Origin of the sequence: Luteolibacter yonseiensis (assembly GCF_016595465.1) — a bacterium.
In the GTDB taxonomy this organism is placed as follows: Bacteria; Verrucomicrobiota; Verrucomicrobiia; order Verrucomicrobiales; family Akkermansiaceae; genus Luteolibacter; species Luteolibacter yonseiensis.
The window spans coordinates 955,109-976,865 of the sequence record NZ_JAENIK010000011.1 but is presented as its reverse complement, the minus strand read 5'-3'; the positions used below and the strand labels follow the sequence as shown (position 1 = coordinate 976,865).

19 protein-coding genes are annotated in these 21,757 nt (G+C 61.3%); 13 read left to right on the top strand and 6 right to left on the bottom strand.

Annotated features, from left to right (window positions below; all coding sequences use genetic code 11):
• Positions 1-80 precede the first annotated feature (80 nt).
• The 8 genes from JIN84_RS13900 (at position 81) to miaB (ending at position 7,998) form a co-directional block, all read left to right on the top strand.
• On the top strand, positions 81-935 hold the full coding sequence (locus tag JIN84_RS13900; protein ID WP_200351644.1) for a carbon-nitrogen hydrolase: 855 nt from the start codon (positions 81-83) through the stop codon (positions 933-935).
• 8 nt (positions 936-943) lie between these two features.
• On the top strand, positions 944-1,621 hold the full coding sequence (locus JIN84_RS13895; protein ID WP_200351643.1) for a response regulator transcription factor: 678 nt from the start codon (positions 944-946) through the stop codon (positions 1,619-1,621).
• Positions 1,618-3,057: a histidine kinase dimerization/phospho-acceptor domain-containing protein gene (locus JIN84_RS13890; protein WP_200351642.1), complete on the top strand. Its 1,440-nt coding sequence runs from the start codon at positions 1,618-1,620 to the stop codon at positions 3,055-3,057. The genes JIN84_RS13895 and JIN84_RS13890 overlap by 4 nt, the downstream gene beginning before the upstream one ends.
• 53 nt (positions 3,058-3,110) lie before the next feature.
• Positions 3,111-3,800: a methyltransferase family protein gene (locus JIN84_RS13885; protein WP_200351641.1), complete on the top strand. Its 690-nt coding sequence runs from the start codon at positions 3,111-3,113 to the stop codon at positions 3,798-3,800.
• Between the two features lie 4 nt (positions 3,801-3,804).
• A complete protein-coding gene (locus JIN84_RS13880) occupies positions 3,805-4,227 on the top strand; it encodes an EamA family transporter (RefSeq protein WP_200351640.1) in 423 nt (140 codons plus the stop codon).
• 249 nt (positions 4,228-4,476) lie between these two features.
• Positions 4,477-5,895, top strand: coding sequence for a glycoside hydrolase family 10-like protein (locus JIN84_RS13875; RefSeq protein ID WP_200351639.1), 1,419 nt, complete (start codon positions 4,477-4,479; stop codon positions 5,893-5,895).
• A gap of 118 nt (positions 5,896-6,013) precedes the next feature.
• Entirely contained in the window at positions 6,014-6,514 is a 501-nt protein-coding gene (locus JIN84_RS13870; protein ID WP_200351638.1) for a hypothetical protein, read from the top strand.
• Between the two features lie 104 nt (positions 6,515-6,618).
• The gene (gene miaB, locus JIN84_RS13865; protein ID WP_200351637.1) at positions 6,619-7,998 is read left to right on the top strand and encodes a tRNA (N6-isopentenyl adenosine(37)-C2)-methylthiotransferase MiaB; all 1,380 of its coding nucleotides are present in this window, start codon (positions 6,619-6,621) and stop codon (positions 7,996-7,998) included.
• Positions 7,999-8,049: 51 nt separating this feature from the next.
• Here the strand turns inward: miaB and JIN84_RS13860 are convergent, their stop codons facing one another.
• The 6 genes from JIN84_RS13860 to JIN84_RS13835 form a co-directional block, all read right to left on the bottom strand.
• Positions 8,050-8,508 carry a hypothetical protein gene (locus JIN84_RS13860; protein ID WP_200351636.1) on the bottom strand — a complete coding sequence of 153 codons (459 nt, stop codon included), beginning with the start codon at positions 8,506-8,508 and terminating at the stop codon, positions 8,050-8,052.
• Between the two features lie 497 nt (positions 8,509-9,005).
• A complete protein-coding gene (locus JIN84_RS13855; RefSeq protein ID WP_200351635.1) occupies positions 9,006-9,740 on the bottom strand; it encodes a superoxide dismutase in 735 nt (244 codons plus the stop codon).
• A 33-nt stretch (positions 9,741-9,773) separates the two neighbouring features.
• Positions 9,774-10,727 (bottom strand): ROK family protein, encoded by a 954-nt coding sequence (locus JIN84_RS13850; RefSeq protein WP_200351634.1) that lies wholly within the window; start codon positions 10,725-10,727, stop codon positions 9,774-9,776.
• Between the two features lie 51 nt (positions 10,728-10,778).
• A complete protein-coding gene (locus JIN84_RS13845) occupies positions 10,779-11,522 on the bottom strand; it encodes a type III pantothenate kinase (protein ID WP_200351633.1) in 744 nt (247 codons plus the stop codon).
• 2 nt (positions 11,523-11,524) lie between these two features.
• A complete protein-coding gene (locus tag JIN84_RS13840) occupies positions 11,525-11,974 on the bottom strand; it encodes a hypothetical protein (protein ID WP_200351632.1) in 450 nt (149 codons plus the stop codon).
• Positions 11,975-12,070: 96 nt separating this feature from the next.
• Positions 12,071-13,477: an ammonium transporter gene (locus tag JIN84_RS13835; RefSeq protein ID WP_234043466.1), complete on the bottom strand. Its 1,407-nt coding sequence runs from the start codon at positions 13,475-13,477 to the stop codon at positions 12,071-12,073.
• A gap of 461 nt (positions 13,478-13,938) precedes the next feature.
• On the opposite strand from JIN84_RS13835, the gene JIN84_RS13830 reads away from it, so the two are divergent.
• The 5 genes from JIN84_RS13830 to JIN84_RS13810 all read left to right on the top strand — a co-directional run bounded on the left by JIN84_RS13830 (position 13,939) and on the right by JIN84_RS13810 (position 21,752).
• The gene (locus JIN84_RS13830) at positions 13,939-14,664 is read left to right on the top strand and encodes a TorF family putative porin (protein ID WP_200351630.1); all 726 of its coding nucleotides are present in this window, start codon (positions 13,939-13,941) and stop codon (positions 14,662-14,664) included.
• Between the two features lie 130 nt (positions 14,665-14,794).
• Entirely contained in the window at positions 14,795-16,348 is a 1,554-nt protein-coding gene (locus tag JIN84_RS13825) for a xylulokinase (RefSeq protein ID WP_200351629.1), read from the top strand.
• 33 nt (positions 16,349-16,381) lie between these two features.
• Positions 16,382-17,485: a histidinol-phosphate transaminase gene (gene hisC / locus JIN84_RS13820; RefSeq protein ID WP_200351628.1), complete on the top strand. Its 1,104-nt coding sequence runs from the start codon at positions 16,382-16,384 to the stop codon at positions 17,483-17,485.
• 97 nt (positions 17,486-17,582) lie between these two features.
• Positions 17,583-18,941 carry a tRNA uridine-5-carboxymethylaminomethyl(34) synthesis GTPase MnmE gene (gene mnmE / locus JIN84_RS13815; protein WP_200351627.1) on the top strand — a complete coding sequence of 453 codons (1,359 nt, stop codon included), beginning with the start codon at positions 17,583-17,585 and terminating at the stop codon, positions 18,939-18,941.
• Between the two features lie 114 nt (positions 18,942-19,055).
• The gene (locus tag JIN84_RS13810; RefSeq protein WP_200351626.1) at positions 19,056-21,752 is read left to right on the top strand and encodes an ATP-dependent DNA ligase; all 2,697 of its coding nucleotides are present in this window, start codon (positions 19,056-19,058) and stop codon (positions 21,750-21,752) included.
• Positions 21,753-21,757 lie beyond the last annotated feature (5 nt).

The window sequence follows — 21,757 nt, the reverse complement described above, 5'->3', positions numbered from 1 at the left end:
CACCGGCGCGGATATTCCCTGTTGTGGCGGGGCCTCCGCAGATTTCTTGCGCCCGTCGAAGGCCTCGCTAGTCTCAAGACATGCCACGCCTCGCCCTGCTTCAATCCGGCACCTTCCCCACCAAGGCCGAATCGTTCGATCACCACGAAACTCTCATCCGCCAGGCCGCCGCCGGTGGCGCGCAAATCGTCGTCACCCAGGAACTTTTCCTCACTCCTTATTTCTGTACTGTTCAGGATCCATCCCTGTTCGATCTCGCCGACACCCTTCCCGGCCCTGTCACCGACCGGCTTGGAAAACTCGCCGGGAAACTTGGCATCGTGCTTGTTTCCTCGCTCTTCGAGCATCGCGGCCCCGGCCTTTATCACAATACCGCGGCCATCCACGATGCAGACGGGTCCCTGATGGGTCTATACCGGAAGAGCCACATTCCGCAGGATCCCGCGTTCGAAGAAAAATTCTATTTCACCCCCGGCGACAGCGGTTGGCCTGTCTGGGATACGAAGTTCGGGAAAATCGGCGTGCTCATCTGTTGGGACCAATGGTATCCCGAAGCCGCCCGTCTGATGGCTCTCGGCGGTGCGCAGATCCTCGTTTATCCCACCGCCATCGGCTGGCTGCCGGAGGAAAAGCCGACTCTCGGAGATGCCCAGCATTGCGCATGGGAAACCGTGCAGCGCGGCCACGCCGTCGCCAACGGCTGCTACCTCGCCGCGGTGAACCGCACCGGCACCCAGGGCGACACCGAGTTCTGGGGCCGCTCCTTTGTCGCGAATCCCTACGGAGAACTCGTCGCCAAGGCCTCCACCGAGCGTGAGGAAATCCTTTATCACGACCTCGATTTCCAAGCGGTGGAAGATTTCCGCCGCATCTGGCCCTTTTTCCGGGACCGGAGGATCGATGGATATGGTGATCTGACCAAACGTTGGAGATAAAACCCGCCATGCGCCTGCTCCTCATCGAAGACAACGCCCCGCTGCGCAATGCCGTCGGCCAATACCTTCGTGAGGCCGGCTACCTCGTGGATGTCGCCGCAACCGGCGACGAAGGCCTTTGGGCTGCGGACGGCGGCGGGCATGACCTCGTCCTGCTCGACCTGATGCTGCCGAATGTGGATGGCATGGAGATCCTGCGGCGGCTTCGTACCAAGGGAAATTCCGTTCACATCATCGTCATCAGCGCGCGGGATGGATTGGAAGACCGGCTCGCGGCGCTGGACGCGGGCGCGGATGATTATCTGGTAAAACCTTTTCCGCTCTCCGAAGCCCTCGCCCGAGTCCGGGCTCTCCTGCGGCGGAGCTACGTGAAAAAAAGCCCGCGGATGTCCGTCGCGGATCTCGAGCTCGACCCCATGCGCCGCAGCGTCTGCCGCGGTGACAGGCCGGTCGAACTCACCGCTCTCGAATACCGGTTGCTGGAATATCTCTTCTACCGTTCCGGCGAGGTCGTTTCACGCACGGATATCTGGGAGCACGTCTTCGAAGACGGGACCGGCGGCAGCAGCAATGCGGTGGATGTCTACATCGGCTACCTGCGGAAAAAAATCAACTCCAGCGGCCAGACGGAACTGATCCACACCCGCCGCGGGCTGGGTTACATTCTGGAGGAACCCGCACCATGAACGCCCCCTCGCTGCGCCGCCTGCTTCTCATCCGCTGTGGCGCGGGTGTCGGCATTCTCCTCTGCATCCTGAGCGTCGCGATCTACCTGATCGTCCGGCGCAGCATGTTCCAAGAACTGGACAACTCGATCAAACAAACGGCGGCATTGCTCGCAAACCAGGTGGAACTGGAGAACGGCGGCATCACCTTCGAATGGCAGGAAGGACTCGGCACGAACCGCTCCCTCATCGCGGACGGGCTTTTCCAGTTCTGGGACGAGAAAACCGGCGCCACCACCCGCTCTCCCGCACTCGGCGAGCAAAACCTGCCCCGTTTCTCGGGAGACGGGGGCAAGCCTCTGTTGCGGGACATCACCCTCTCGGACGGCGGCCATGGCCGCGCCATCGGCCTGCGCATCCACCCGTTCGTGGTGCCCGAGGAAATGGCCCGGATGAAAGCCCGGGGTCATGTCATCAATCCCCAAACCATTCCTTACCTCCTCGTCGTCGCGGACGATGCCGATCCCGTCCTCCGGACCCTGGAGCGTCTCCAATGGATACTCGCCACCGGGACCATCCTCACGCTCGGCATGGGATTCCTGGTGATCGACCGGGTGATCCACACATCCCTCAAGCCGATCAATCAGCTGACATCCCAGGTCCAGGACCGTGCCGAACACCAGTTGGACTCGGCCTTGAACCTCCCGCACACACTCCCGTCCGAGCTGACCAGCCTGGCGAGGAATTTCGATATCCTGCTCGCACGCGTCGCCGCTATCCGCGAACGGGAGCGCGATTTCATCCGCCACGCCGCGCACGAACTCCGCACCCCCATCGCCGGACTCCGCGCCACGACCGATCTGGCACTCTCCAAAATCCGGACCGCGGATGAATATCGCGAACATCTCGCCACCTGCCAAAACACCGCGGGCGAGCTTGGCGAGCTCATCACGCGGCTCACCGCCCTCGCACGCATCGGCCGCCCCGGCGACACGCAAAAGTCCACGGTCTTCGACCTTGCGGGCCAGTTCTCCCGCTGTGTGGCTTCCTTCGTCCCCCTCTTCGAGGCGAAGGGAATAGGACTATCCTGTCATTTGCCAACCGATGAAATCCGGACACTTGGCGATCCATCCCTGTCCCGCATCATTTTCAACAATCTGCTGGATAACGCCCTTTCCTACACATCCGGAACCGTGCGGATCCATCTCACGAAAACCCAGGGTCACGCGGAGCTCCGCATTTCGAATCCCACCGACCTCCCCGTGGAAAATCCCGACCAATGGTTCGAGCCGCTTTTCCGGCGCGACCCCTCGCGCCACGATGCCGGCTCCCACCTCGGAATCGGCCTGACGCTCAGCCTGAATGCCGCCAACGCCATGGGCTGGAGTCTCACCGCCCACACCACGGATGCCGGATGGATCGAATTCCTGCTGCGCGCGCCGAACGCTTCGGTGTGAGAAAAAACCCGCCACTCACCATTCTCTCATGATCCGTCCGCTAAGCACGGGGCATGACTCCACCATCCACCACCGAGACGGATTTTTACAAAGCGCCCGCACTTCCGGCCGCCCCAACTGAAACCACCCGCCGTTCCAGCGGGAAGGATGCCGTCGAGCGGCTGCGAAAACCCCTCTCCCATGTGGTCGCCGCCACATTGATATTCCTGCTCGTTTTCGTCCACCCACGGGGCTTCGGCACCCTCGCCATGGAAGGAGTGAAGCTGGCCGGACTGTTCCTCGTCTTCGCCGGCGCTCTCGGTCGCATCCTCTGCACCCTCTACATCGGCGGACGCAAGAACCGCGAACTCTGCCAGTCAGGCATCTACTCGATGTGCCGGAACCCTCTCTACTTCTTTTCGTTTCTCGGCCTCACCGGTGTCTGTCTCGCCTCCCAGAACCTGACGCTCACTCTCGTCGCCACCTCTCTTTTCCTCGCTCTCTACCGGGCGGTGATTCTCAGCGAGGAGAAAAAGTTGCTGCGTCTTTTCCCCTCGGATTTCCCGGTCTACGCGAAATCCACCCCACGTTTCTGGCCGCGGTCGCTGCCGCTCGGCGATTCCCAACTCATCCAGATCGATACCAGCGTCTTCATCCGCTCCCTCAAGGAGGTCCTGTGGTTCATGGTGGCGGTCGTCGGCGTGGAAGCCTTGGACATTCTCAGAACCCATGGCATGATTCATCCGTTGTTGTCATGGTATTGATGAAATGAACTGGCTCACCTGGTCGCTGCTTTCCGCTCTCTTCGCCGGTGTCACCGCCGTCCTGGCGAAGGCTGGCGTGAACGGAGTGGACTCGAATCTCGCCACCGCCATCCGCACGTCTGTCGTCCTGATCTTCACTTGGGGCATCGCATTCGCCGTGGCGAAACCCTCCGACGCCCTCCAATTTTCGCAACGGACATGGTTGTTTCTCACGCTCTCCGGCATCGCCACCGGTCTCTCGTGGATCTGTTACTTCCGCGCGTTGCAACTCGGCGATGTCGCCAACGTCGCCCCCATTGACAAACTCAGCGTCGTCTTCGCCATCGTCCTCGCGGCCGTTTTCCTCAAGGAGAAGATGAACTGGCAGCACGCCATCGGTGGCTCGCTGATCGTCGCCGGAGCTCTGGTGCTGGCGTGGAAGAAATGACCCCCGCCTGTCCGGATGGGGAATGCGCCTTTTTCTACGGAGGAGACGGAAGGTTCGACCACATGAACCGTTACTTCTCCACTTCCGGCTGCCGCATCATGGATGTGACCAAGTTCCACATCCCCGCCATGATCTATAATCCTGGTCTCGTCCCGGCGGAGAGAATGCAGAACCGGTGGGCTGGATGCTCCTTCCCGCCGCACACCCCCGGACTTGCGGACGCCACGATCCCGCTGCATCATCGGGACCATGGTCCGTCTGATCACCCTTCTCACCGCACTCGCCCTAGGCGTCACCGCTTCAGCCCAGTCCTACTCCCCGGTCAACGAACGTCCTCCCGCCATCGCCCGGGAGTTCCGGGGCGCCTGGATCGCCTCCATCTACAACATCGACTGGCCCAGTTCCCCCGGCCTCAGCGCGGCTTCCCAGCAGGCGGAGTTGCGCGGCATCCTGGACAAGGTGTCCGCCCTGAAAATGAACGCTGTCATTTTCCAGGTCCGCCCCCAGTGCGACGCCGTTTACGCCTCGCCCATCGAGCCGTGGAGTTCCAGCCTCACCGGCACCATGGGACGTTCGCCCGGCTACGATCCGCTCGCCTACTGCATCCAGCAGGCCCACGCCCGGGGCATCGAAGTCCACGCGTGGTTTAATCCTTTCCGCGCCCTTTCCAACAATTCCCAGCAAGTCGCGGGCAACCACATCAGCCGCACCCTGCCACAGATCACCAAAAAATTCGGCACCATGACGTGGTGCGATCCCGCGAGCGAACAGACCCGCACCCGGGCGCTCAATGTCATCCTCGACGTCGTGAAACGCTACGACATCGACGGCGTCCACCTCGACGACTACTTTTACCCCTACCCGTCCGGAAACCTGCGTTTCCCTGATGGCAAAAGCCCCGCCGAGCGCCGAGGCTATGTGGATGGCTTCGTGAGCAACCTCTATTCCGCCGTGAAACGCCAGAAATCATGGGTGCGTGTCGGCATCAGCCCCTTCGGCATCTGGCGGCCCGGTGTGCCGGGTGGCATCGAGGCAGGTATCGACAGCTATGAGCAGCTCGCCGGTGACTCGCGCAAATGGCTCAAGAATGGCTGGGTGGACTACCTCGCCCCCCAGCTCTATTGGCCGAACTCCCCTCAGAAGCAAAGCTTCTCCACGCTTCTGAACTGGTGGCGGCAGCAAGGTTCGCGCCCTGTCTGGCCAGGCATCGCCACCGCCCGCATCGGCGGTCCGGAAGACCGCCGCCCGGCGTCGGAAATCACCAACCAGATCAACCTCAGCCGCCAGATCGGCCAGAACTGGAACGGGCACATCCACTGGAGCGCGAAAAGCCTCGTCCGGAACCAGGGAGGCATCGCCACCAAACTCGCCGGCACCTACACCCAGCCCGCCGCCATTCCGCCGATGCCATGGATCAGCAACAGCGCCCCCGGCTCGCCCGGCGTCAGCGCCACGGTCGAGGCCGGAAACACCCTCGTCCGCTGCACCCCCGACAACCGGACCGCGAAACTCGCCCTCCAGGCCAAGATCGGCGGGACCTGGCGCACGATGAAAATCTACCCCGGCAGCTCCCAGACCGTCACCATCCCCCGCGCCGACGCCGTTGCGGTGACCGCGCTTGACCGGTTCGGCAATGCCAGCGCGCCGAAAGTTTTGGGGATCCGCTAGCCTCGCAGGCGCTGCCGGCGGCGGGAAGCTCCGTTTCTTCCGGAAAATTCCCGTGTCTCCGCCCTTGCCATGATGCGGGTGAGTGCGTTGACTTCCCGCCACTTCATTTTTCCTACCTGTGAAAGCCCACGAACTTTACACCGCCGTCGACCCCGCCATCGTCACACAAATGCTTGATTGGTTCCGTGCCAATGACAAGAACGTGTACCGGTCCGCCGTCGCCACCCTTGCAGGAAACCGCAAGCTCCGCCCGATTTTCGTCGAAAAGAAATCCATGGCCGAGCAATACGCATGGATCCACAAGACGCTCAAGCTCAAGCCCTGTGACACCATCGGCGAGCATCTCCTGCAAGCCTACCTGATGGCCGGACAACAGTCGCTGCTCGCGATGTTCTGCGACGGCATGGGCATCCCGCACGACGGCAAAGGCTCCGTGGTGGGCGACCTGCCGAAGAAGATCGACCAAGCGCGCCTCGACACCACCATCGACCGCCTCGCGGACATCTTCGAAAACAAGCTGCTCGCCGTTTATCTCCACTGCTTCAACATGCAGGTCCCGGAAGGCTGGCCGGAACTCACCGCCAAGCTGGAATCCGACGAACGCCTGAAGCTGGCGTAATAAGTTGATGGTCTGGAGTTGATGGTTGATAGACAGAAAAGACCACGCTTTCGCCTCTTTCTCTTCACCATCAACTATCAACCACCCACTCTCAACTTTTTCCGATGCCCAAGGTTTACGTCAAGACGTACGGCTGCCAGATGAACGAACGCGATTCCGAACAGGTCGCGAAGATGTTCACTGAAGGCGGCTACACCGTCACGACCGACGAGCGTGAGGCGGATGCCGTGCTCATCAACACCTGCTCGGTCCGCGACCAGGCCGAGCAGAAGGCTTTGGGGAAAATGGGAACCATGATCCACGCCGGACGCGACCGGAAACACGTGGTCTACGGTTTCATGGGCTGCATGGCCCAGTCACGCGGCGAGGAGCTTTTCAAAACCGTGCCGAACCTCGACGTGGTGGTGGGCACGCAGAAATACCACAAGGTCTTTGAATACGTGGACAACATCCTCACCCGCCGCCTCGAAGCGCGGATGGATGACCCGCAATATTCGTTGCGCGGCACCTCCGTCTGCGACACGGCGGCGGAAGAGGGCTCGCAGAACACCATCCGCGACCACGTGCCGAAGGCCCGCGAGGCGTCCTCATTCGTTTCGATCATGCAGGGCTGCAACATGCGGTGCTCGTTCTGCATCGTGCCGGACACCCGCGGAAAAGAGCGCGGCAGGCCCATCGCGGACATCGTGGCGGAAGTCCGCCATCTGGCGGCACATGGAGTGAAGGAAGTCACCCTGCTCGGACAGATCGTCAATCTTTACGGCCGCACCGAGTTTCCGAAAGTCGATGGCAAGTCACCGTTCGTCCAGTTGCTGGAGGCCGTGCATGAAATCGAGGGCATCGAGCGCATCCGTTTCACCTCGCCGCACCCCATCGGCTACCGGGACGACCTGATCGCCGCGTTCACCTATCTTCCCAAGCTGTGTTCGCACATCCACTTCCCGATGCAGAGCGGCTCGGACAGCATCCTCAAGGTGATGCGCCGCCCCTACAAGAACGAGAAGTTCGTCGAAATCTGCGAGAAGATGAAGGCCGCGCGCCCGGGCATCGCCATCACCACGGACATCATCGTCGGTTTCCCCGGCGAGACCGAAGAGGATTTCCAGGCCACGATCGACACGGTGGAGCGGCTGAAATTCGACAACGCCTTTGTCTTCCGTTACTCGAAACGCCGGAACACCCCGGCGGCGGAAATGGAAGGCCAGCTTGAGGAATCCGTGAAGGAGGAGCGCAACCAACGGCTTCTCGCGGTGGTGGACCGCCTCGCCATCGCCAGCAACGCCGCCATCATCGGGACCCGCCAGCGGGTGCTTTGCGAAGGGCCGTCGAAAAACAACGCGGCAAGGCTCACGGGACGGACGACCCAGAACAAGATCGTGATTTTCGATGGCGATCCGGACCGGCTTACCGGACAGATGCTGGATGTCCTCATCGAACAGTCCACCGGATTCACCCTGTTCGGGACCGCCTGCCTGGAAGGTTGAAACGACCGCCTGTTTCCGGCGGATCATTCCCACATCGTCCGGAAAGCGCCATCACTTCAGGAGATAGGTCACACTGTGGCGGCTGCCCGGCTTCTTCCCATGGAAAAAATATAGGGCGACCTGCCTGGCCTTGCCGGAAGATGTTTTCGTGAGAAGCGCGGTGTCAGGCGTGGGATTCTTCGGTGTCGCCTGGGTGAGATATTGGTTATAACCATTGTTACCTTGCTCGAGCGGAAGGGAAAACCCCGGTCCTTGGAGCTGGCCGTTTTTACCAATGGTGAACTTCACCTTCTGACCTATTCCGAACTTCGGAACACCCGTTGGAATCTGGAACGTCTGAACCGTGGCCGAACCTTTGGATTCGAAAGCCTGCCTGTCCTGAACCCTGAAACTGAACGTCTGTTTGGCAGCGAATCCACCGAATCGCTTGCCTGCCGGACCAGCCGCGTGAACCGGTCCGATCAATAGTGAAGCATATATCGCCAAACGGACAAGCGTGATGGTTTTCATGATGAATCGGGATATGATTGGGGTTGAAAAATCCCACCGGCCCCACCTGAAACCTGAAAATATATATCAGATATAGGAACACCATGACGGGGATCAGGGAATTCCGATGGAGATGATGGAATGCGAAAAGTTATTTTTTCATCTACCACTCATATCTATCATCCATGATCATTCGCAAGAATGTTTTGATCTATAATTATTTTCATTTCATCCAAACCGCGAAGCCCCCGGCAGAGAGTCCGGGCACTGCCGGAATCCCGAAAGATAATAACGGTCATGACAGCCTCATGACGCGGGCGAAGCGGAAATACCGCCAACGTTCCATGCGTCCATGACCGCAGGACATCGCCCGGCTCCGCATTCCTCGACCGCCATCACCGGGCCCCGATACGAATGATGGCAGATGGAGCCGTTTCCCCATCTGCCATCGATTTATGAATCCACAGCCTCCGCAGGAAAATGTCCTGCCGGCATCAGGTTGGTTCAACCCACCGTCCTCAGGCCTTGAAACGCCCGGAAACAGCCTGCCAGTTGACGACGTTCCAGAAAGCGGCGATGTAGTCGGGGCGGCGGTTCTGATAGTGGAGATAGTAGGCGTGCTCCCAGGTATCCAGGCCGAGCAGAGGTGTGCCGTTTTCCTTTACGACACCCTTCATGAGCGGGTTGTCCTGGTTCGGTGTGCTGGTGATCTTGAGCTTGCCGTCCTGCGAAACCAGCCATGTCCATCCCGAGCCGAAGTTCTTGGTGGCCGAGGCGGCGAATGCCTTCTTGAATTCGTCGAAGGATCCGAACGCGGCATCGATCGCTTTCGCGAGTTCTGCGGATGGTTTTCCGGACTTGTCGGCAGGCGAGAGGGATTTCCAGAAAAAATCGTGGTTCCAGTGACCACCGCCATTGTTACGCACCGTGGTGCGCAGCGCTTCGTCCGACACGGAGGAAAGGTCGGCGAGAAGGGACTGGAGTGGCTGGCCACCCACCTTCTGCGGTGCCGCGGCAAGCGCGGTATTCAGATTGGTGATGTAAGCCTGGTGATGCTTGCCATGATGGATCTCCATCGTTTTCGCATCGATGTGCGGCTCGAGCGCCTCGGCGGCGAATGGCAGCGGCGGCAGGCTGTAGGGCGCGGCGGCGGTTTCAGCGGCCCGGCTGGCAGAAGGCAGGAGCGTGGCCGAGGCCGCGAGGGTGCCGAGTTTCACGAAATGACGGCGGTCGATGTTGGATGAATTTTTCATGAGCATGGATGACTACGACGGGTCGGAGGAAAATCAACCAACTTGACGGTGGCTCGCATGTTCCCGGGCGAGCGCGGCGGCCCCGATGGTGCCCGCCTCGTGACCGAAAGCGGCGGGAAGGATCATCAGCCCGTCCTTGAAGGGACCGGAAAGCTGGGCGAAAAGATGCTCCTTGAAAGGATGGAAAAGCAGCTCGCCGGCACGGGCGACGCCTCCCCCGATGACGATCGCTTCCGGATTCAGCAGCCAGCAGCAATTCATCATGGCGGTGGCGAGCATCCTGGCCGTTTCCTGCCACTGTGCGATGGCGATGGTGTCGCCGTGGTGGGCCGCGTTGGCGAGGGCCGCCGGCACGCATTCATCGAGGTTTTTCTGGATGCCTGCGGCCGTGTAGGCCTCGCGGGCGCGGGCGGTGATCTCGCTGTTTCCGACGTAGTCTTCCAACGAGCCACGGTTCCCATAATGGCCCACGCGGCCCTGGTAATCGATGGAGGACTGCCCGATCTCCCCCGCCCCGTGGCGCATCCCGCGGATCATCTGCCCGTTCGCGATGATGGCGCCGCCGACACCCGTGCCGAGAGAGGCGAAAACCACGTTCTGATAACCACGCCCCGCACCGCAGCGCCATTCGGCGAAGGCCATGCAGTTGGCGTCGTTATCGACGGAAACCGGGAGATCGATCTTGGATTCGAGGATTCTCTTGAGAGGAACCGCCTCCCAGTCAGGGACGTTGGTAAGGCCGTAAACCAGGCCTTTTTCAAAATTCACGAACCCCGGCATGCCGACGCCGACGGATGCGATGCCGTGGTGCCGCGCACGCAGGTCCTCGACCACACGCACCATCGCATCGATCAAGGCCTCATGGCCTTCGAAATCCTGGGTTGCGATGGGTGGAGCCTGATCGATGATGTGGCTTTGATAAACGACGGCAATTTTTACGGTGGTTCCACCGAAGTCGATGCCGATGGCTAGGGGACTGTCGCTCATGTCGGCGTGAGTGGTATAGGATTGGGAACAAATGACACGTTTTTTCCGCAATTACGGGGTTAAAAAAACACGGGCCGCGACCTGCCGCAGGCCGTCGAGAGTGATGTCGGGATCAACCGTGTCGATCTCCGCCACACCTCTGGCAATGAGCGCCGCGTCGCCACCGGTGGCGATGATTTCCGGCACGCCGGGAAGCTCCTCGCAGATGCGTGCGATGATCTCCTTCACCAGCCCGCGATAGCCGATGACCGCCCCGACCTGCATGGCATGGACGGTCGATTTGCCGATGGCGGAGGAAGGCTCCTCAAGCTCGATTTCCGGCAGCAGCGCGGTCTTGCGGGTGAGGTAGCCCGACATCGCACCGAGCCCGGGCGCGATGACACCGCCGCAATAGGCGGGCTCGGCGGAAATGACGTCGAATGTGACCGCGGTGCCGAAGTCGATGATGATGGCCGGCACCCGGTGGCGGGTGAGAAGCCCGGCCGCGTTGGCCAGACGGTCCGCGCCGATCTGTCCGGGCGTCGGATAATCGATACCCATGCCCAGGGGGCTTGATGCGGTGAGGAAATGGAGCGGACCTTTTGCGGAAAACCAGGAGTCCAGGATGGCAGCCTTCTCGGGGACTACCGAACAGATGATGGTGGCTTCGAAACCCACACCCTCAAGCAGGTCCCGCAGGCTCTCCGGAGAAATATCCGCGGTGGGCAGGACTCCCCGCCATGGCAGGAGCCGGTCCTTGTCAGCCAGGGCGAACTTGGTACGGGTGTTGGAGTTGTCGATGAGGAGCCAGGGCATGATTACCAGCGGTTCGTAGTGAAATTTCGGGATCCGGAGTCCCCCAGGGCGGGAAGGCCGGTGGTGGTTTTGACAGCGAGCCTTCCACCATTCAGATGAAGGGTGAGCGGACGGCTGAGATCCGCGGAATCCAGCCAGAATTTGAACCAAATCTCCGTGGCGTTCAACGGGTCCGGGCCTGCGAAGGTGCTGTCGGCAGGCTGGATGTTTTTCCCTTCATCCGTGACGAGGCTGACGGGGATCTCAAGATCGTGCCGCTCACCTTCCCTGATCATCAGATGGACGGTCACCCAGTAGAACGACTGGTCACGGGTGACGAGAGATTCGGAAATTTCGCCGCGCGCGGCGGGATCCGCCATCCATTCATAAGGGCGGAGCCAGCTCCACGCCGCGAACGCCGATGCTGCGAGCAGGCTGGCGACGATGAGGATTCTGGCGGAGTGGCGTGACACGCGGAGAGAGGAACCTGTCGGGCGATCCGGGGCAAATGAAAACGGGCGGACCGTTTCCGATCCGCCCGTAGTGAATGTTCAGACTGATTTCAAATCTCAGTGTTCGTAGCCTTGCTCACCGTGCTCGGCGAGGTCGAGACCGGCTTCCTCGACTTCAGCGCTTGGGCGGAGGCCGATCACCGCTTTCACGATGTAGGCGATGATGGCGGTGGCGACCACGCTCCAGACGATGGTGAGGCCGACAGCCTTGAGTTGCTCGACGATGAGGCCGTTCTTGAGTCCGGCGACCACCGAGTTGGCTTTCTCATCCGCGAAGACACCCGTAAGGATGGCTCCGAGAGTTCCACCGACACCGTGAACACCGAAGGTGTCGAGAGCGTCGTCATATCCAAGCATTTGCTTGAGGTAAGCCACCGCGAGGAAGGGAACCACACCGGCGATGACGCCCATGATGACCGAGGAGGTGGAGGTCACGAAGCCAGCGGCTGGAGTGATGACCACGAGACCGGCGACGATGCCCGAGCAGAAACCGAGAACACTTGGCTTGCCCTTGCAGATCCATTCGATGAGCGCCCATGCCAGACCCGCGGTTGCGGCGCAAAGGGTGGTGGTGACGAAGGCGTTCGAGGCGATGGCGTCGGCACCAAGAGCGGAGCCGGCGTTGAATCCATACCAGCCGACCCAGAGCATGCCGGTGCCGACCATGCAGAGAACCATGCTGTGGGGAGCCATCGACTCCTTGCCAAGGCCCTTGCGCTTGCCGAGGATGAGGCAGAGAACCAGAGCGGACCAGCCGGAGGTCATGTGAACGACCGTGCCACCTGCGAAGTCGATGGCCTTGATGCCGGCGGCAGGGTTGAGAGGTCCGCACATGAAGCCGACCGTGGACCACACCATGTGGGCGAATGGGAAGTAGACTGCGAACATCCAGATCACCACGAAGGCCATGATGGCCGCGAACTTCATGCGCTCGGCGATGGCGCCGATGATGAGGGCGGGCGTGATGATCGCGAAGGTGAGCTGGAACATGGCCCACATGCTGTCGGAGATCCAGTAGTAACCGGCACCAACATTTCCCGGCTCGACGCCTTTGAACATCATGTTGCTGAAGTCACCGATGAACGCGCTCTTCGCATCCACCCCGAAGGAGAGGCTGTATCCGCACAACCACCAGAGAGGAGTGACGACGCAGGCGATTCCAAGACATTGCGCGAGAACGGAAAGCACGTTCTTGCGTCGGACGAGACCACCGTAGAAAAGGGCGAGACCCGGAAGCGTCATGAACAGCACCAGGGCCGTGCTGACCATCTGCCAGGCGTTCGTGCCAGGACCAGGTCCGGCAACGAGCGATGTCGCACCGCTCGCTTTTTCCGGACGGGCGACGTTGTTCATATAGGCTTCCACATCCGCGATCCGTTCTTCAAGAGTCGGCGTCGCCGCGGCAGGTGCCGCGGCCTCCGCGGCCGGCGGAGGAGTGGCCGCCTCTTGCGCATGCGCGGTCATACACATGGGAATGGCGATGGAAGCGATCGCGGCCGCCGTGAGGGCTCGCACTTTACATAGGTATCGACTGGTCATGGTGGTCAGGGTTAATCGGATGATTGGTTGCTTGAGCCCGGGAATTCCAAATTCGCGGGAGATGAGCGGCAATAAGCAAGGCCCGTGCCAATATGACAATTCGAGCTAATCCACTGACAACAAGCCGCAACTGTTTTGGAAAAAACAGGGAAACTGGAGATTCTCTCTTGCCATCCCCCCGGCCGGAATCCTATCCCCTCGTCGTGCGGAACCTGAATCCGCATGCCAATTAATTTCTGGACACATCTTTCGGAAAGGTGAAATATTCGCGCCAACGGAAAGTTTCCAGCTGCTATGCGGCATGCAGGACGCTGAATCCGACTCGCTCCTGTCTGTCGACATCGGCAGCCACGGACGAAGCAGCAACCGAAAACCAACATAACAAGATGCACAACTACTGCAAAACCATTGGCGCCTTGGCCGCTGCCTCCGCCCTCGTGGCTGGCAACGCTAACGCGGAAGTCGAATACGAACTCCACACCGGATACACCAGCTCCTACCTCTTCCGTGGAGTTGAGCTTGGTGACGACCTCGTCGAAGTCGGCGTTGACGCCGCTGCCGAGTGGAACGGCTTGAGCATCAGCGGTGGCGTCTGGGCTGCCGCTTTCGACCAAGACGGCACCTCGAACGACATCGACAGCGAAGTCGATCTCTACACCGAAGTCGGCAAGGACTTCGGATTCGCGACCGCTTCCGTGGGCTACATCTACTACTGGAACCTCGACAACACCAACGGTGGCACGGACGATCAGGAAGTTTACTTCTCGCTCTCCCGCGACCTTGGCTTCGCAACGGCTTCCTTGACCTACTTCTGGGACATCATCGAAAACGACGGTGGCAACGAAGGTTACAGCGAACTCGCCCTCAGCCGCGCTTTCGAACTGAACCAGTGCCTCACCCTCAACGTCGGTGGCAACCTCGGCTACCTCATCGAAGGTGGTGACTTCACCGCCCTGACCACCAAGGTCTCCCTCGACTGGGGCTTTGCCGAACACGCGAAGCTTTCCCCATTCGCTGCCTACTCCATCGCTCTCGGTGAAAGCACCGGCAGCCTCTGGAACAGCACCGAAAACGAATTCGTCGCAGGTTCCCTCCTCAGCGTCGGCTTCTGAGCCGGCTCCGGGTCATAGCACCTGACATACCTCCGAAGGCGGTTGCGAAAGCAACCGCCTTTTTCATTCCTACCACGCATGGGGTGATTTTCCCGCTTGGAAAAATCACCCGGCAAGAAAGACTGGATTCATGTTTCTCGGACTCGACTCCTCCACCCAATCCCTCACCGCCGTCATCATCGACCCCGGTTCCGGCGAAATCACCTGCCAGCTTTCCGTGAACTTCGGGAGCAGCCTCCCCGAATACGGCTCACCCAGCGGCTTCATCCCCGGTGGCAGGGATGGGGAGGTCCATGCGAATCCCCTGATGTGGCTCGACGCGCTCGACCTCCTCTTCACACGTCTCGCGGCGGAGACGGATCTCTCGAAAATCCGGATGATCGCGGGGTCCGGCCAGCAACACGGTTCGGTTTATCTGGACAGCACCTTCGACAGCCGCCTCGCGGGCCTGGATATTTCCCAAAACCTGTCCACCCAGCTCTCCCCCTCCCTCACCCGCGCGACATCTCCCATCTGGATGGACACCTCCACCGGAACCGAGTGCGCCGAGATCACCTCCGCCACCGGCGGCCCTGCGGCTGTCTGCGCCCGCAGCGGATCGATCGCCATCGAACGCTTCACCGGCCCTCAGATCCGCCGGTTTTACAAGACCGACCCTGCCGCTTATGGGAAAACCGCCCGCATCCATCTCGTCAGCTCCTTCATCGCTTCGGTCATCGCCGGAAAGTCCGTGCCCATCGACTTCGGTGACGGCGCGGGCATGAACCTGCTCGGCCTGGCCAAACTCGGCTGGGACACCGAGCTCCTGGCCGCCACGGCTCCGGATCTGGGTTCCAAGCTTTTACCCCCCGCGCCACAAACCAGCGTCCAAGGCACGGTTTCCCCCTATTTCACAAAAAAATACGGGATCTCGGAAAATTGCCGCACCGCGCTTTTCACCGGAGACAATCCCGCCTCGCTCGTCGGCATGGGTGCCACCACACCGGGAAACATCGTGATCTCCCTCGGCACGAGCGACACGTTCTTCGCCGCCATGCCGGGGCCGAAGACCGATCCGAACGGCTTCGGTCATGTCTTCGGAAATCCCGCCGGCGGCTTCATGTCGCTCATCTGTTTCCGCAACGGCTCCCTCGCCCGTGAGGCGCTGCGTGACCAACTCGGTCTTGATTGGTCGGCCTTCGACCAACCCGCGCTCGCCGCCACCTCGGATGCGGCGGGAAAAAACCAGATGCTGCCGTTCTACGGCCCTGAAATCACCCCGCGCCACGACTTCACCGGACCAGTGCTGCAAGGGTCCGCCGAGTTTGAATCCGCTGAAAACCCCGGCCTCCAAGTTCGTGCGCTGCTGGAAGGGCAGTTCCTGAACATGCGCCTGCACTCCGGGTGGATGGGCGTCAAGACCGAGCGCATCCGCCTCACCGGCGGAGCATCCAAGAACGACGGCATCGCCCGGCTTGTCGCCGACATCTTCCAAGCCCCGGTCGAGCGGCTGGACGTCTCGAACTCCGCGGCCCTCGGTGCGGCGCTCGTCGCCGCGGCGGCGGATGGCCACGATCTCGAGGCCCTGCAGGACGTTTTCTGCAAGGCTTCCGCCGGTTCCACCCTCCAGCCCGACCGTTCCCTCGCGGCCGTTTACGATGAAGCGCTCGTAAAATTCGAAACACTTCTCAAAGCCAACCGTTGACCAAACGGGGCCCGCGCCCTACTGATTCCCGCGATGACGATTGACCAATACGCGAACCGGTTTGTGTGTGACCTCGTGGCCTATGAGCCAGGAAAGCCCATCGACGAAACCGCGCGCGAGCTCGGTCTGGATCCTTCACAAATCGTCAAGGTCGCCTCGAATGAGAACCCGTTGGGCCCCTCGCCGCTTGCGAAGGCGGCGATGCGTGAGGCTCTCGAAGAATCGCACATCTATCCGGACGGCGGCGGCTACCGCCTGCGCAGCGCCATCGCCGGATCGTTCGACATGGAGATCTCCAACATCATCTTGGGAAATGGTTCGAACGAAATCATCGAACTGCTCTGCCACACCTTCCTGAACCGCGACGCGGAGCTCATCGCCGCGAAACACGCCTTCGTCGTTTACAAGCTGATGGCCACGCTCTTCGGCGCGAAATATGTGGAGGTCGAGGATCCGGGATTCCTCCACGATCTCGACGCCATGGCGGATGCGATCAACGAGAACACACGCCTCGTTTTCATCGCGAATCCGAACAACCCGACAGGCACCATGGTGGACCAGGCCGCCATCGACCGCTTCATGGCACGCGTGCCGGAACATGTGATCGTCGTCTTCGACGAGGCGTATTACGAATTCCCGGACAATCCGCCGGACACGCTGAAGTATGTCCGCGAGGGCAGGAACGTCTGCGTGCTCCGCACCTTTTCCAAGATCCACGGTCTCGCGGCACTGCGCGTCGGCTACGGTCTGGCTTCGAAAAATGTCGCGACGCTTCTGCAGAAGGCCCGCCAACCTTTCAATGTGAACAGCATCGCCCAGGCAGGGGCTCTCGCAGCCTTGGCTGATGCGGAGCACATCGCGAAGACCCGCGCGGTGAACTCCGCCGGGATGGCCTTTTATGAAAAGGAACTCGCCGCGCGTGGCTTGGAATTCGTCCCCAGCCATGCGAACTTCCTGCTTGTCAAAACCGGCGAAGGCGATCGCGTCTTCCGTGACATGCTCAAGCAGGGCGTCATCGTCCGCGCCATGAGCAGCTACAAGCTCCCGGACTGGGTGCGCATCTCCATCGGGACCGAAGAGCAGAACAAGCGCTGCCTCGAGGTCCTGGATTCGGTGCTCGCCGCAGCGGCGGTTTGAGACGCCACCGATCTTCCGAAACCGGCATCCGCTGGGATTCCCCGGCCTTGATGGCTGGGAGACACGTATCGTAAAAACGAAGAAGCAACTTCCACGGATGCACGCCATTTCGGATCCTTCCCGCACCACCATCGTGGCCATCGCCACGCCTGTAGGCGTCGGCGCGGTCTCGCTTGTGAGAATTTCCGGTCCCCGCGCGCTGCAGGTCGCCGATCTCGCCACCGCCGGCAAGGCATCCACCTCCGTGCCGCGAGCCGCACGCTACTGCCACATCCGGGATGAAAACGGGGAGATCCTCGATGACGGGCTTCTCACCGTGTTCCGCGGTCCCAACAGCTACACCGGTGAAGACAGTGTCGAATTCACCGGCCACGGCGGCATGTTGGTCACGCGGGAAGTGCTGTCCCGCTTCCTCGCCTGTGGGGCCACCGCCGCAGGTCCGGGCGAATTCACCCAGCGGGCGTTCCTGAATGGAAAACTCGACCTCACGCAAGCCGAGGGCGTCATGGATCTCATTTCCGCACAGACACGGCTCTCCCTGCGTGCGGCGCGCAGCCAGCTTGAAGGCACGCTCGGACGCCGCACCACCGAGGCCCGGGACATGCTCCTGGAAACCCTCGCCCATCTGGAAGCGTGGATCGATTTCCCGGAGGAGGACATCGATCCCCAGACCGGCGTGCTGCTGCGTGGCCGCGTCGGCTCGGTCCTCGCGGTCGTGGATTCCCTGCTCTCCACCGCCGACCAGGGCCGTGTGTTGCGCGAGGGTGTCCGCACCGTGATCTTCGGCGAGCCGAACGTCGGAAAATCCAGCCTGCTGAACCGCCTGCTCGGATTCGAGCGGGCCATCGTCAGCGACATCGCCGGAACCACCCGCGACACCATCGAGGAAATCATCAACCTCCATGGCATCCCCCTGCGGCTGGTCGACACCGCCGGAATGCGCGAGTCGGACGACCGCATCGAGGCGGAAGGAATCCAACGGACGGTGAGGCAGATCGAAGCCGCGGATCTTCTTCTGGAAATCGCGGATGCCAGCGGCCCCCGCCCCGCTGACGCGGCATCGCCCGCAACCTCGGCCAAGCACATTCTCGTCCTCAACAAAACCGATCTCGGGGAACATCCGTCGTGGGCGGAGGTTTCCGCCGTGCGGATCTCCTGCGACAAGGGCGATGGCTTCGAACAACTCTCCCAAGCCATCAGCGACACGCTTCATTTCAGCGAGGCCGACTGGGGAGAGCACGCCGTCGCCATCAACGCCCGGCATCAGGCCAGCCTGCAAATGGCCCGGACCTCCCTGCTCGCGGCCCTGGCTCTCCTGGAGGATTTGTCGGGGGATCAGGAACTCGCCGCCATCGACCTGCGAGAGGCACTGGACGCCCTTGGAGAAATCCCGGGCAAGGTCGACACGGAAGACCTGCTTGGCGTTATTTTCAGCAGTTTCTGCATCGGTAAATAAACGCGGGGTGATACCCTGAGTTCTTCCATTTCCCGTGTATCCGGACCGCGCCTCCGGCAGTTTCTCCACTTTCCCTTGGCCATCAGCCCGCACTAGGTCTAGGCTTTCCGCACATTGATCGAAGTCAGATTCAAACGTGGATTATATCTACCCGAGCTCGACCTGTGGCTGGACCCATGGGATGCGAAGCCACGGGCGTTCGTCTCCCACGCCCACGCGGATCACTTCGCACGGCATGAATCCGCGCTCTGCTCGGAAGTCACCGCGGCGCTGGTTCACAAACGTTTTCATCTGGCGGAAAGCAGGATCGAAGCCGTGTCCTTCCATGTGCCTGTGGTGCGTGACGGGTTCCGCCTCCGGCTCCTTCCCGCAGGCCACATTTCCGGCTCGGCGATGCTCCACATCACCCGCATCAAGGACAACGCGAGCCTGCTCTACACCGGAGATTTCAAGACCCGTCGCGGCAGGACGGCGGAGTCGGTCAACTTCCTCAATGCCGACACCCTCATTCTGGAGACCACCTTTGGTCTGCCGAATTACGAATTTCCCGGCAGCATGGAGATCGAGGCCGGCATCCTGCGCTTCGTCCATGACGCCTTTGCCGATGGCGAGACACCCGTCCTCTTCGGCTATGCGCTGGGGAAAGCCCAGGAAGCCCTGGCCCTTCTCACCGAACACGGCATCCCGGCCCTGCTTCATCCGACGGTCGCCGCCATGACCAGGGCCTGCCGCGAGGTGGGCGTGGAAACGCTGCCCGAACCTGTGGAATTCGACGGTCACGCGCCACCGGGCCATGTCGTCATCGCACCGCCCAGCACCATCCGCTCGAAACTTCTCCGCGGATTGAAATCCAAACGCACCGCCATGCTCACCGGTTGGGCGATGCAAAAAGGCGCGAAATTCCGCTATTCGGTGGATGAAATCTTCCCTCTTTCCGATCATGCGGATCACACCGGACTTCTGGAATGCATCCAGCGCGTCCGCCCGAAGCGGATCCTGACCGTCCACGGCTTCGCCCGGGAATTCGCCCGGGAACTCCGCGCGAAAGGCATGGAAGCCTGGTGCGCCATGGGGGACGACCAACTGGAGCTTTCCATCAACCAAGCCGCGCAGCGTGGCGGCGGTTCGGGCACCACGCGCCACATCCGCGCCATCTGCACGCTCGCGGATTTCGGGGACCTTTGCCGTCTCATCGGTGAAACCAGCAGCCGGGTTTCGAAAACCGAATACATCGCCACCTACCTGCGCGGCCTGACCACCGAGCAGGAACTCAGCCTTTCCGCCATCTGGCTGACCGGCCAGGCTCTCCCCGGCAAGCCGGGACAAGCCACCCTGCGTTTCAGCGACGCCGGCATCCGTCACGCGCTGCTCTCCCTGCCCAGCGTCCGGGAGGAACGCTATCGCGAGATCTCACACGCCCAGAGCGACACAGCCCGCACCGCACGGCTTGTGCTGCAGGAAATCCAGATCCGTCCGGAACCGCTCGATCTCGCCGGACTTGAAACGTTTTTCCAAACACTTCTCGCCACGGCCAGCGATCTGGACCGCATCTCCCTGCTTGCCGCGCGCCTTTCGACACTGCATCCGGTCGAGAGCGAGACCATCGTCAGGCTGCTCACCGGAGATCTCCGCGTGGGACTCAAGGCGGAGCACATCGAGGATGCCATCGCCGCGGTCTTCAAGCTGGACTCCGCCAGTGTGCGGGACGCGCACATGCTCTCCGGAGACATCGGGGAAACCATCCTGCTGGCCAAACATGGCAGGCTCGCCGAAGCCGGCCTGCGGGTGGGCATCCCGGTCAAATGCATGCTGGCCTCGTCGCCCGGGCATGATGAAACGGACACCCGCCCCCTGTTTGAAAAACTCCCGTTCCCTCCCCCCTATTGGCTGGAGGCGAAGTATGATGGCATCCGCGCGCAGCTCCACAAACGGGGCGACGAGGTCACCCTCTTCTCCCGCGATCTCAGGCCGATCAACGCCAGGTTTCCCGAACTCGTCGCCGCCGCGGGAAAAATCAGCGGCGATTTCATCCTCGACGGTGAAATCATCGCCTACACCGATGGCCGCAAGCTCAAGCCGCGTGATTTGCAAAAGCGCCAGCCACCCAAACAAACAAGCGGTGATCTTTTTCTGACAGACAAGGATCTTCCGCCGGCCTCCCCTTCCCGTTTCATCGCCTTCGACCTCCTCTGGCATCAAGGCGCGGACCTTCTGGGCCAGCCGTTGGTCGAACGGCACCTCAAGCTGGAGTCACTCGCTCTCGCCGCCCCTTTTGAAACCATCACCATCTACGCGGCGGAAAATGCGGCGGAAATCGAGGCCACCTTCAAGCACTCGCTCCAGAACAATCATGAAGGGCTGGTCGCGAAGGACCCCTCCGGCATCTACCTGCCCGGCCGCCGTGAAAACTCGTGGATCAAGCTCAAGGGGGTGATGCCCACGCTCGACTGCGTCGTCGTCATCGCCCGGCAGAGGCAAGGCCTGCGGCCGGACATCCTCACCGACTATACCTTCGCCATCCGTGACGAAATCTCGGGGAAACTTTGCATCCTGGGCAAGACCCACTCCGGCCTCAGCGACGAGGAAACCGCGGAACTCACCGCCCATTTCAAGCGGAACACGCTGCGCAAGGAGAAGCTCAAGCATCACGTGAAGCCGGACATCGTGCTCGAAATCGCCTTCGACGCCATCATCCCCTCTTCCCGCCACGACTCCGGACTGGCGCTGAGATTCCCCCGCATCAAGTCCATCCGCCGCGACAAAACCCTGGAGGACATCGACACGCTGAAATCTACAAAAGCGCTGGTGTAGATTTA